Raw genomic sequence first — 12,582 nt, forward strand, 5'->3', positions numbered from 1 at the left:
GAAAAAGGCGCCGAAAGGCGCCTTTTTTATTGAACTCTTTTTATTGAACTCTGCTGATGGTTCCCGGTTCTGGACCATTGTCTGCCAGGGGCAACCGCATATAGACAGCCCCGTCACCATACTCCACCAGCGATTTGCCGGTGTCGGCGGGCACAAACCCCTGCTTGCGCCAGAAGGCGGGGGCATCCTGAACCGCCACCAGGCCTGCATGGCGATATCCTGCATGGCTCGCGAAAGCGAGCGCCCTTGCCAGCAGCCGCTGTCCGACACCCAGGCCGCGTGCCTTGCTCGAGACAGCGAGATCGTGCAGATAGAACTCGTCGTGACCGGCCAGCGCCTTCATCGGCACCGAGAGGGGCGGGGGCTGGTGGGCACGCCAGGGGTGGCAGAGCAGGTAACCCAGCACCTTGCCCTGACGCTCGGCCACCCAGCAGGAGGCGGGGGCCAGCTCGGTTTTGTTCTGCATCACCTCGAGGGGCTCGGGTTCGAACTGGTGATAACACTCGTGCTGGATGGCCATGATGGCGGGCCAGTCTGGCGTGCGGATGGTGCGGATGGTGATCATGATGCGGGTCGAGTCCGTACTCAAACCGTGGCAAAAAGGGGTGACAGCATACCCCAGAGAGCACACAAACGAAACCGGGTCACCTGTCAGCGACTCGTCAGCGAACCGGCTCCTTGCTCACGACCTTGATCAGCTGGTAGCGCAAGGAAGGGGCATCGGCCGGCACATCGGCAAGTTGCTCCTTGCTCACTTCCAGTTGATAGCGAAAGCCCGGTTCAAAGGTGAAGCCTTCGATCTGCTGATAGAAGAGGCTCCAGTTCTCTCCCGGCTGACTGCGCACCTGCATGCACTTCATGGGGGCGACACCGACGCAGTCTGCCAACTTGTCCTGGATATAGAGGGTTTCGGTGGTCGGGGCGCTCTGGCAGGCGCTGAGCAGGAGGGCGGAGCTGAGGAGCAGGGGAGATTTCATGATGAATGTCCTTGGCGTAAAAGGGCGCGATTAAACCTGCAAAAGAAAAGGCGGTCAATGACCGCCTTTGTAACAAACCATGACAGATCGAGCTCAGCGCTGGTCGAGGGGCACGAACTCGCGCAGGGGCTGACCGGTGTAGAGCTGACGGGGACGGCCGATCTTCTGATCCGGGTCCGAGTGCATCTCGTTCCAGTGGGCAATCCAGCCGATGGTACGGGAAATGGCGAAGATCACGGTGAACATGGACATGGGGATGCCGATGGCCTTCATGATGATGCCGGAGTAGAAGTCCACGTTCGGGTAGAGCTTCTTCTCGATGAAGTAGGGGTCGGACAGCGCGATGCGTTCCAGCTCCATGGCCACGTCCAGCAGCGGATCCTTGATCTGCAGCTCAGTAAGCACCTCGTGGCAGGTTTCGCGCATCACGGTGGCACGGGGATCGTGGTTCTTGTAGACCCGGTGACCGAAGCCCATCAGACGGAACGGATCGTTCTTGTCCTTGGCGCGGCCGATGTACTCGGGAATGCGATCCACGGAGCCAATCTCTTCGAGCATCTTGAGGCAGGCTTCGTTGGCACCACCGTGGGCCGGGCCCCACAGGGAGGCGATCCCCGCGGCGATACAGGCAAACGGGTTGGCACCGGAAGAGCCGGCCAGACGCACGGTGGAGGTGGAGGCGTTTTGCTCATGATCCGCATGCAGGGTGAAGATGCGGTCCATGGCGCGCTCGACGATGGGGTTGACCTTGTACTCTTCGGTCGGCACGCCAAACATCATGTGCAGGAAGTTGCCTGCATAGGAGAGGGCGTTGCGCGGCTGCATGAAGGGCTGGCCGATGGAGTACTTGTAACACATGGCGGCCAGGGTCGGCATCTTGGAGAGCAGACGGAAGGCACAGATCTCGCGATGCTCCTCGTTGTTGATGTCGAGGGCGTCGTGATAGAAGGCGGACAGCGCGCTGACCACGCCGCACATGACGGCCATGGGGTGGGCGTCGCGGCGGAAGCCGCGGAAGAAGAAGGCGATCTGCTCGTGCACCATGGTGTGGCGGGTGACCAGACGTTCAAATTCCGCATATTGGGTCTTGGTGGGGGCCTCGCCGTACAGCAGGATGTAGCAGACTTCGAGGTAGCTGGCCTGGGTGGCCAACTGGGCGATGGGGTAACCGCGGTGCAGCAAGACACCCTGGTCGCCATCGATGTAGGTGATGGAAGATTTGCAAGAACCGGTGGCCATGAAGCCGGGGTCGAAGGTGAAATATCCTTGCGTGCCCAGCTTTCTGACATCGATCACATCGGGTCCAACGGTACCGGAGAGGATCGGCAGTTCAACCGGCTCTTTTCCGGGTAGATGTAGGGTGGCTATCTTATCAGCCATAGCACGTCTCCTTTGCTCTTTTATAATTTGGTTCCAGCCCTACTTTATTACGACTGTTATGACGCTGGCAAAGGTTCTTACCCGTACCACGGCGGCTGGAGCGCCTTATTTGAACCAGAGAACCATGTCTTTGTCAATTTTGCTGGATGATCATTAATGACTTGTTAAAGCTGTTGTGAGATCTGGTTTACGGTTTTGGATTTTCTGTGTAGCTATTTGATTGTCATTGGTTAAGGCCGCCGATATACTGCGCCACGTGGGTGATGGTCGTCGGTGTTTGAAACGCTTTCGCAAAGCCAGATGTGATATCGAAAATGTTATTTTTGGCTTTCCTGAGTTGTTTTGGTAACAAAAACCTAACAAATGCCACTCCTCGCCCTCAAAGCGTGTGAAAACAATAACTAACGTGCTCAATGGAGCTGAGTGGGCAAAGCCGTGAAAAACAAACAGAGACCTGTAAACCTCGACCTACAGACGATCAGCTTTCCTGTCACCGCCATCGCTTCCATCTTGCATCGTGTCTCAGGGGTCATCACCTTTGTGGCATTGGCCATCTTGCTGTGGATGCTTGGTACTTCACTCGCCTCTCCCGAAGGATTTGAATCGGTCGTTGCCATCATGGACAACTTCCTGGTCAAGTTCGTGCTGTGGGGGATCCTGACCGCGCTGGCTTACCACATCGTGGGCGGTCTGCGGCACCTGGTCATGGACATGGGCTATTGGGAAGAGCTGGAATCCGGTAATCAGAGTGCCCGTGTGGCCTTCGTGATCACCGCGGTTTTGGCGGTATTGGCGGGGGTACTGGTATGGTAACCAATTCTGCAACTTTCGGGCGCAGCGGTGTTCATGATTACATCCTGATCCGCGCCACCGCCCTCATCATGACGTGCTACGTCCTCTATCTGGTTGGCTTTGTCGCGTTCAACGACATCACCTACGAGGTGTGGACCGGCTTCTTCTCCAACACCTTCACCAAGGTCTTCACCCTGCTGACGCTCGTATGCGTCTTGATCCACGCCTGGATCGGTCTATGGCAGGTGCTGACCGACTATATCAAGCCGGTCGGACTGCGCGGTGCGCTGCAGTTTGTGCTGGTGGTGGTGCTGTTTGTCTATGTGATGACTGGTTTCGTCGTGCTGTGGGGTGTGTAAGGTGACTATTCCAACTCGTGAATTTGATGCGGTCGTGATCGGTGCCGGTGGCGCCGGTATGCGCGCCGCGCTGCAGATTGCCCAGTCCGGCAAGAGCTGCGCCCTGTTATCCAAGGTTTTCCCGACCCGTTCCCACACGGTCTCCGCCCAGGGCGGGATCACGGTCGCCCTGGGCAATGCCCACGACGACAACTGGCAGTGGCACATGTATGACACCGTCAAGGGCTCCGATTATATCGGTGATCAGGAAGCCATCGAATACATGTGCAAGACCGGCCCCGAGGCCATCTATGAGCTGGAGAACATGGGCTTGCCTTTCTCCCGCTTTGACAACGGTACCGTCTACCAGCGTCCGTTCGGCGGTCAGTCCAAAAACTTCGGCGGCGAGCAGGCTGCCCGCACTGCGGCGGCAGCCGACCGTACTGGTCACGCCCTGCTGCACACCTTGTATCAACAAAACGTCAAGAACAAGACCACCGTCTTCTCCGAGTGGTATGCCCTGGATCTGGTGAAGAACCAGGATGGTCATATCGTCGGCTGTACCGCCATCGACATGGAGAGCGGCGAGGTCGTCTACTTCAAGGCCAAGGCCACCGTGCTCGCCACCGGCGGCGCCGGTCGCATCTACCAGTCCACCACCAACGCCCACATCAACACCGGTGACGGCGTCGGCATGGCGCTGCGTGCCGGGGTCGGCGTGCAGGACATGGAGTTCTGGCAGTTCCACCCCACCGGTATCGCCGGGGCAGGGGTACTGGTCACCGAAGGTTGCCGTGGTGAAGGCGGCTACCTGCTGAACAAGGACGGCGAGCGCTTCATGGAGCGTTATGCACCAAACGCCAAGGATCTGGCCGGTCGCGACGTGGTGGCCCGTTCCATCATGATCGAGATCCGCGAAGGCCGTGGCTGTGACGGTCCCTGGGGCCCGCACATCAAGCTCAAGCTGGATCATCTGGGCAAAGAGGTGCTGGAATCCCGCCTGCCGGGCATCTGCGAGCTCTCTCGCACCTTCGCCCACGTGGATCCGGTCAAAGAGCCCATCCCCATCATCCCGACCTGCCACTACATGATGGGCGGCGTGCCGACCAGCGTGAACGGCCAGTGCCTGACCCAGGACAAGGATGGCAACGACGTGCCGGTGGTCGGTCTGTTCGCGGTGGGCGAGATCGCCTGCGTCTCCGTGCACGGTGCCAACCGTCTGGGCGGCAACTCCCTGCTGGATCTGGTGGTGTTCGGTCGTGCTGCCGGCATGCACCTGGTGGAGACCCTTGGTTCGATGGAGCACGGTGTGGAAGCCACCGACGCCGACATCGCCAAGGCGCTGGAGCGCTTCAACCGCTGGGAAAACAACCGTGACGGGGAAGACCCGGCACAGATCCGCAAGGACCTGCAGCGCTGCATGCAGAACAACTTCTCCGTGTTCCGGGAAGGGGATGCCATGGCAGAAGGGCTGGCCGAGCTGAAACTCATCCGCGAGCGTCTCAAGAACGCCCGTCTGGACGACACCTCCAAGGAGTTCAATACCCAGCGCATCGAGTGCCTGGAGCTGGACAACCTGATGGAGACCGCCTATGCCACCGCGGTGGCGGCGAACTTCCGTACCGAGAGTCGTGGCGCCCACAGCCGCTTCGACTTCCCGGAGCGTGACGATGAGAGCTGGCTGTGCCACAGCCTCTATCATCCGGACACCGAGTCCATGACCCGTCGCGCTGTCAACATGTCACCCAAGACCCGTGAGGCGTTCCCGCCCAAGGTCCGGACTTACTGATTGCGGAGCCAAGCACAATGAACGTCACATTCTCTGTCTACAGATACAATCCGGACGTTGATAACGTCCCGTATATGAAGGATTATCGTCTTGATATTCCTGAAGGTTCCGACATGATGGTACTCGACGCACTGATCCAGCTCAAGGAGCTGGATCCCACGCTCGCCTTCCGCCGCTCCTGCCGCGAAGGGGTCTGTGGATCTGACGGTCTCAACATGAATGGCAAGAACGGTCTGGCCTGCATCACGCCGCTCTCCGATCTCTTGAAGAAGGGCAGCAAGGTCGTCATTCGACCCTTGCCCGGTCTGCCGGTGATCCGGGATCTGGTGATCGACATGACCCAGTTCTACACCCAGTGGGAGAAGGTCAAACCCTTCCTCATCAACGACGAAAAACTGCCGCCCGTGCGTGAGCACCTGCAATCCCCCGAAGAGCGCGCCAAGCTGGATGGCCTGTACGAGTGCATACTCTGTGCCTGCTGCTCCACCTCTTGCCCCTCCTTCTGGTGGAACCCGGACAAGTTCATCGGTCCGGCCGGCCTGCTCGCCGCCTATCGCTGGCTGGCGGACAGCCGCGACACTGCGGCCAGTGAGCGACTGGGCAACCTGGATGACGCCTTCAGCGTGTTCCGCTGCCACGGCATCATGAACTGCGTGAACGTCTGTCCCAAGGGCTTGAACCCGACCAAGGCCATCGGTCAGATCAAGTCGATGTTGCTCAACCGAGCCGTGTAGTATCGGGGCCAGGGCGCCTTGCGCCGGGCCCGACCTCTGGATAGCCATCCCGCCCCGGGATGGCTATGACCCTACAAGCTGCAGTGCAGCGAACAAGATGTACAAGGGATAGAAATGCATAACGGCGTGATGAAGGCCTGGTTGGAGTCATCTCACCTGGCTGGTGCGAATGCAAGCTACATTGAGGATTTGTACGAATCCTTCCTGGAAAACCCCGACTCCGTTGCCGACGAATGGCGCAGCCTGTTCCAGTCGCTGCCCCAGGTCAACGGACATGCAGTAGAACAACCCCACTCCCAGGTTCGCGACTATTTCCGCCGCCTGGCCAAGGACTCCTCCCGTTACAGCGCTCCCGTCTCCGATCCCCAGGTGGATGCCAAACAGGTTCGCGTACTGCAACTGATCAACGCCTTCCGCTTCCGCGGTCACCAGAACGCCAACCTGGACCCCCTGGGTCTGTGGCAGCGCGAGCCGGTCGCCGAGCTGGATCCGGCCTTCCACAACCTGCAAGGTGCAGACATGGAGGCCACCTTCAATGTGGGCTCCTACGCCATCGGTCGCGAGACCATGGTGCTCTCCGATCTGTATGCCTCGCTGAAGAAAACCTATTGCGGCAGCATCGGCGCCGACTACATGCACCTCACCTCCACCGAGGAGAAGCGCTGGCTGCAAGACAGGCTGGAATCCATCGAAGGGAAGGGCAACTATACCCTCGAAGAGAAGACCCGCTTCCTCGAGAGCCTGACCGCCGCCGAAGGGCTGGAAAAATACCTGGGTGCCAAGTTCCCGGGGGCCAAGCGTTTCTCCCTGGAAGGGGGCGATGCCATGGTGCCCATGCTCAAAGAGCTTATTCGCCGCGCCGGTGAGCAGGGTTGCAAGGAAGCCGTCATCGGTATGGCCCACCGCGGTCGCCTCAACGTGCTCATCAACGTACTGGGCAAGCGCGCTCAGGACCTGTTCGACGAGTTCGCCGGCAAGCACGGCGAATCCTGGGGCACAGGGGATGTGAAGTACCACATGGGCTTCTCCTCCGACTTCGCCACCCCGGGCGGCAACGTCCACCTGGCGCTCGCCTTCAACCCGTCGCACCTCGAGATCGTCAACCCCGTGGTCATCGGCTCCGTGCGTGCCCGTATGGACCGTCGCGGTGACAAGGACGGCTCCAGCGTCCTGCCCATCACCATCCACGGTGACTCCGCCATCGCGGGGCAGGGGGTCGTTGCCGAGACCTTCAACATGTCCCAGACCCGTGCCTATGGCGTGGGCGGGACGGTGCGCATCGTCATCAACAACCAGGTGGGCTTCACCACCTCCTATATCCGTGACCTGCGCTCCACCGAATATTGCACCGACATCGCCAAGGCGGTGCAGGCACCTGTGCTGCACGTCAACGGGGATGACCCGGAAGCCGTGGTACTGGTGACCCAGATTGCCCTGGATTACCGCAACACCTTCAAGCGCGACGTGGTGATCGAGCTGGTCTGCTACCGTCGTCACGGTCACAATGAGGCTGACGAGCCGAGCGCGACCCAGCCCCTGATGTATCAGAAGATCAAGCAGCACCCGACCCCGCGCAAGATCTACGCCGATCAGCTGATCGCCGAAGGAGCCATCGCACCGGAGCTGGCTACCACGCTAGTCAACGACTATCGCGATACCCTGGATCGGGGCGAGCGGGTGAGCAAGGAATGGCGCCCCATGGAGCTGCATTCCGTGGACTGGACCCCTTATCTGGGTCACGACTGGGCCATGGCCTATGACAGCACTGTGCCGATGGATCACCTGAAGGCCCTCGGCGAGCGCATCAGCCAGTATCCGGCCACCCATGTGCTGCAACGCCAGGTCGAGAAGATCTACGAAGACCGTCGCCTGATGGCCGCCGGTGAGAAACTGGTGGACTGGGGCTTTGCCGAGACCCTGGCCTACGCCACCCTGGTGGACAAGGGATCCCGCATTCGCTTTACCGGGGAAGACTCCGGCCGCGGTACCTTCTTCCATCGCCACGCCGTGCTGCACAGCCAGACCGATGCCAGCACCTACACCCCGCTGTGCAACCTGCACGACGAGCAGGGCCCGTTCGAGGTGTACGACTCCGTGCTGACCGAGAACGCGGTACTGGCGTTTGAATATGGCTACGCCAGCGCGGAGCCGGCCGGTCTCACCATCTGGGAAGCCCAGTTCGGTGACTTCGCCAACTGCGCCCAGGTGGTGGTGGACCAGTTCCTCTCCTCCGGCGAGCAGAAGTGGGGCCGGATGTGCGGCCTGACCATGCTGCTGCCCCACGGTTACGAGGGCCAGGGCCCGGAGCACTCCTCTGCCCGTCTGGAGCGTTATCTGCAGATGTGCGCCCAGCACAACATGCAGGTGTGCGTGCCCTCCACCCCGGCGCAGGTGTTCCACATGCTGCGTCGCCAGGTGGTGCGCCCCATGCGCCGTCCGCTCATCGTGATGACGCCCAAATCCCTGCTGCGCCACCCGCTGGCGGTGAGCAAGCTCGAAGAGCTGGCAGAGGGCACCTTCCAGAACGCCATCGGCGAAATCGATGCGCTGGATCCCAAAGGCGTCAAGCGCGTGGTCTTCTGCTCCGGCAAGGTTTACTACGACCTGCTCGATGCCCGTCGCAAGGCCGAGCAGCAGGACGTGGCCCTGGTACGGATCGAGCAGCTCTACCCCTTCCCGGAAGAGGAAGTGCGCGCCATCCTGGCCGATTACAGCCATGTCACCGACTTCGTCTGGTGTCAGGAAGAGCCGCAGAACCAGGGCGCCTGGTACAGCACCCGTCATCACTACGACAGCGTGCTGCCAAGCCATGCCCGTCTGCGTTATGCCGGTCGCCCGGCCTCGGCCTCACCGGCCGTCGGTTACATGTCCGTCCACGCCAAGCAGCAAAAAGCCCTGGTGGAAGACGCCCTTACCCTGGAATGAACGAGTTGTGGATGAGGAGGGCCCGTGTCGGGATCCTCTCTGACCTGGAACAAGCCTGCTGGCCAAGAAGTAACAAGGAACTGATTACATGACTATCGAGATCAAGGTACCGGACCTGCCGGAATCAGTGGCGGATGCCACCATCGCGACCTGGCACAAGAAACCGGGTGATCTGGTTGCCCGTGACGAAGTGCTGGTTGACATCGAAACCGATAAAGTCGTGCTGGAAGTGCCCGCGCCGGAAGCCGGCGTACTGGGCGACATCCTGCAGAGCGAAGGGGCCACCGTGCTCTCCCGCCAGCTGATCGCCATGCTCAAGCCGGCCCCCGTTGCCGGTGAAGCGACCAGCGAAAAGCCGGTGGAAGCCGTGGCCGATGACGCAGCCGATGGCCTGAGCCCTTCCGTGCGCCGCATGGTGGCCGAGCATGACATCGACGTCGCCAAGCTGACCGGCACTGGCAAGGGTGGTCGTGTCACCAAGGAAGACGTGGAAGCCTTCATCAAGAATCTGGGCAAGGCTCCCGTGGCTGCGCCGACTGCTGCCACTCCCGTGGCTGCCGCACCGGTCGCGCCGCTGGCCGGTCGCACCGAGAAGCGTGTGCCCATGACCCGTCTGCGCAAGCGCATCGCCGAGCGTCTGCTGGAGGCCAAGAACACCACCGCCATGCTGACCACTTTCAACGAGATCAACATGGCGCCCATCATGAAGCTGCGCAAGCAGTACGGCGAGATCTTCGAGAAGAAGCACGGCATCAAGCTCGGCTTCATGTCCTTCTATGTGAAGGCCGTGGTCGAATCCCTCAAGCGCTACCCGGAAGTGAACGCGGCGCTGGACGGTGACGACATCGTCTACCACAACTACTTCGACATCAGCATCGCCGTCTCCACCCCCCGTGGTCTGGTGACCCCGGTGCTGCGCGACTGCGACAACATGAGCCTGGCGGACATCGAGAAGGCCATCAAGGATCTGGCCGGCAAGGGCCGTGACGGCAAGCTGACCGTGGATGAACTGACTGGCGGCAACTTCACCATCACCAACGGCGGCGTGTTCGGCTCCCTGATGTCCACCCCCATCATCAACCCGCCCCAGAGCGCCATTCTGGGTATGCACAAGATCCAGGACCGCCCCATGGCCGTCGACGGCAAGGTCGAGATCCTGCCGATGATGTACCTGGCGCTCTCCTACGATCACCGCATCATCGACGGCCGCGAGTCCGTGGGCTTCCTGGTCTCCATCAAGGAGCTCCTGGAAGACCCGACCCGTCTGCTGCTGGATGTCTGAGCAAGCGTGACTGAAAGATAACGAGGGGCCGCCCAGGCCCCCCCATTCACAGGGGATTGAGAAACACGAGCCCCGGACGGAAATACCTACAACACGGATAGAGCATCTATGAATCTGCATGAATATCAGGCAAAACAGCTGTTTGCCGAGTATGGCCTGCCGGTCTCCGAAGGTTATGCCTGTGCCACCCCGCAGGAAGCGGCCGAAGCGGCCGACAAGATTGGCGGCAACACCTGGGTCGTCAAGTGCCAGGTCCACGCCGGTGGCCGCGGCAAGGCGGGCGGCGTCAAGCTGGCCAAGAGCAAGGACGAGATCCGCGCCTTCGCCCAGAACTGGCTCGGCAAGAACCTGGTGACCTATCAGACTGACGCCAATGGTCAGCCGGTTACCAAGATCCTGGTGGAGTCCTGCACCGACATCGCCAAGGAACTGTACCTGGGCGCCGTGGTTGACCGTGGCTCTCGCCGCGTGGTCTTCATGGCTTCCACCGAAGGTGGTGTGGAGATTGAGAAAGTCGCCCACGAAACCCCGGAACTCATTCACAAGGCTGCCATCGATCCCCTGGTAGGCCCGCAGCCTTATCAGGCCCGCGAGCTGGCCTTCAAGCTGGGTCTGGTCGGCGATCAGATCAAGCAGTTCACCAAGATCTTCATGGGCCTGGGCCAGATGTTCCTGGACTGCGACTTCGCCCTGCTGGAGATCAACCCCCTGGTCATCACCGACAAGGGCAACCTGCACTGCCTGGACGGCAAGATCAACATCGACGCCAACGCCCTGTACCGTCAGCCCAAGCTGCGCGAGATGCACGACCCGTCCCAGGATGACCCCCGCGAAGCGCACGCCGCCCAGTGGGAGCTGAACTATGTGGCGCTCGATGGCAACATCGGCTGCATGGTCAACGGCGCGGGCCTGGCCATGGGCACCATGGACATCGTCAACCTGCACGGCGGTTCCCCGGCCAACTTCCTGGACGTCGGCGGCGGCGCCACCAAGGAGCGCGTGACCGAGGCCTTCAAGATCATCCTCTCCGACAGCAAGGTACAAGCCGTGCTGGTCAACATCTTTGGCGGCATCGTGCGCTGCGACATGATCGCGGAAGGCATCATCGGCGCCGTCAAGGAAGTGGGGGTGAAAGTGCCCGTGGTGGTGCGTCTGGAAGGCAACAACGCCGAACTGGGTGCCCGTAAACTGGCCGACAGCGGCCTCAATATCATCGCCGCAACGAGTCTGACTGACGCAGCTCAGCAAGTGGTAAAAGCAGCGGAGGCCAAATAATGAGCGTTCTGATCAACAAAGACACCAAGGTGATCTGCCAGGGCTTTACCGGCGGTCAGGGTACCTTCCACTCCGAACAGGCCATTGCCTACGGTACCCAGATGGTCGGCGGCGTCTCCCCGGGCAAGGGTGGCACCACCCACCTGGGCCTGCCGGTGTTCAACACTGTCCGTGACGCCGTGGAAGCCACCGGCGCCACCGCCTCCGTCATCTATGTACCGGCCCCGTTCTGCAAGGACGCCATCCTGGAAGCCATCGATGCCGGCATCAAGCTCATCGTCACCATCACCGAAGGCATCCCGACCCTGGACATGCTGGACGTCAAGGTGAAGCTGCAGGAAACCGGCGTGCGGATGATCGGCCCCAACTGCCCGGGTGTCATCACCCCGGGTGAGTGCAAGATCGGCATCATGCCGGGCCACATCCACAAGCCGGGCAAGGTGGGCATCGTCTCCCGCTCCGGCACCCTGACCTATGAAGCGGTCAAGCAGACCACGGACGAGGGCTTCGGCCAGTCCACCTGCGTCGGTATCGGTGGCGACCCCATCCCGGGTTCCAACTTCATCGACATTCTGGAGATGTTCCAGAACGACCCGCAGACCGAAGCCATCGTGATGATCGGCGAGATCGGCGGCAACGCCGAGGAAGACGCGGCCGCCTACATCAAGGCCCACGTCACCAAGCCGGTGGTCTCCTACATCGCGGGCGTCACCGCCCCGGCTGGCAAGCGCATGGGTCATGCGGGCGCCATCATCGCCGGTGGCAAAGGCACGGCGGCCGAGAAATTTGCCGCCCTGGAAGATGCCGGCGTGAAAACCGTGCGCTCCCTGGCCGATATCGGCAAAGCCCTGCGTGAAGTGACCGGCTGGTAAGTTTTTTGCCTGTTATCTCTGATAAAAATGCCGCCCTAGGGCGGCATTTCATATGTTTATTTTGTAATAAATGCATCATGTACAGGATCTTTAGCTACAACCAATTGAAATAGATAGAAAAAAGGCTTCGTTTGTGATCTGATTTAATCGCAAAAAAAAACCGACACGCCCGAAGCCATGACTATTATCAATGCAACCCAGTACCTCAAGCAACTTCT

Annotated in this window: 11 protein-coding genes; 8 read left to right on the forward strand and 3 right to left on the reverse strand. The window is 60.6% G+C overall.

All coding sequences use genetic code 11. The annotated features are described in order from the left end of the window. Window positions 1-40 precede the first annotated feature (40 nt). From J9892_RS14720 to J9892_RS14730, 3 genes are all read right to left on the reverse strand, one after another. Entirely contained in the window at window positions 41-565 is a 525-nt protein-coding gene (locus J9892_RS14720) for a GNAT family N-acetyltransferase (RefSeq protein ID WP_151027722.1), read from the reverse strand. 97 nt (window positions 566-662) lie between these two features. After that, the gene (locus J9892_RS14725) at window positions 663-977 is read right to left on the reverse strand and encodes a DUF4377 domain-containing protein (protein WP_042863768.1); all 315 of its coding nucleotides are present in this window, start codon (window positions 975-977) and stop codon (window positions 663-665) included. Window positions 978-1,070: 93 nt separating this feature from the next. Then, window positions 1,071-2,357, reverse strand: a complete 1,287-nt coding sequence (locus tag J9892_RS14730) for a citrate synthase (RefSeq protein ID WP_010674492.1) — start codon at window positions 2,355-2,357, stop codon at window positions 1,071-1,073. A gap of 423 nt (window positions 2,358-2,780) precedes the next feature. Between J9892_RS14730 and sdhC the strand changes: the two genes are divergently transcribed. The 8 genes from sdhC (at window position 2,781) to sucD (ending at window position 12,364) form a co-directional block, all read left to right on the forward strand. Beyond that, the gene (gene sdhC / locus J9892_RS14735) at window positions 2,781-3,170 is read left to right on the forward strand and encodes a succinate dehydrogenase cytochrome b556 subunit (protein ID WP_029314418.1); all 390 of its coding nucleotides are present in this window, start codon (window positions 2,781-2,783) and stop codon (window positions 3,168-3,170) included. Beyond that, entirely contained in the window at window positions 3,164-3,508 is a 345-nt protein-coding gene (gene sdhD / locus J9892_RS14740) for a succinate dehydrogenase, hydrophobic membrane anchor protein (RefSeq protein ID WP_010674495.1), read from the forward strand. The genes sdhC and sdhD overlap by 7 nt, the downstream gene beginning before the upstream one ends. 1 nt (window position 3,509) lies before the next feature. After that, on the forward strand, window positions 3,510-5,276 hold the full coding sequence (gene sdhA, locus J9892_RS14745) for a succinate dehydrogenase flavoprotein subunit (RefSeq protein WP_029314421.1): 1,767 nt from the start codon (window positions 3,510-3,512) through the stop codon (window positions 5,274-5,276). Between the two features lie 17 nt (window positions 5,277-5,293). Continuing rightward, a complete protein-coding gene (locus J9892_RS14750; protein ID WP_010674497.1) occupies window positions 5,294-6,010 on the forward strand; it encodes a succinate dehydrogenase iron-sulfur subunit in 717 nt (238 codons plus the stop codon). A gap of 114 nt (window positions 6,011-6,124) precedes the next feature. After that, window positions 6,125-8,935 carry a 2-oxoglutarate dehydrogenase E1 component gene (gene sucA, locus J9892_RS14755; RefSeq protein ID WP_010674498.1) on the forward strand — a complete coding sequence of 937 codons (2,811 nt, stop codon included), beginning with the start codon at window positions 6,125-6,127 and terminating at the stop codon, window positions 8,933-8,935. 88 nt (window positions 8,936-9,023) lie between these two features. Then, on the forward strand, window positions 9,024-10,217 hold the full coding sequence (gene odhB / locus J9892_RS14760; protein ID WP_010674499.1) for a 2-oxoglutarate dehydrogenase complex dihydrolipoyllysine-residue succinyltransferase: 1,194 nt from the start codon (window positions 9,024-9,026) through the stop codon (window positions 10,215-10,217). 108 nt (window positions 10,218-10,325) lie between these two features. Continuing rightward, window positions 10,326-11,492, forward strand: coding sequence for an ADP-forming succinate--CoA ligase subunit beta (sucC, locus tag J9892_RS14765; protein WP_005300220.1), 1,167 nt, complete (start codon window positions 10,326-10,328; stop codon window positions 11,490-11,492). Beyond that, entirely contained in the window at window positions 11,492-12,364 is an 873-nt protein-coding gene (sucD, locus tag J9892_RS14770; protein ID WP_005300222.1) for a succinate--CoA ligase subunit alpha, read from the forward strand. The genes sucC and sucD overlap by 1 nt, the downstream gene beginning before the upstream one ends. The last annotated feature ends 218 nt before the right edge of the window (window positions 12,365-12,582 follow it).

The sequence above is a fragment of the Aeromonas sp. Prich7-2 genome (genome assembly GCF_017939255.1).
Taxonomy (GTDB): domain Bacteria; phylum Pseudomonadota; class Gammaproteobacteria; order Enterobacterales; family Aeromonadaceae; genus Aeromonas; species Aeromonas caviae.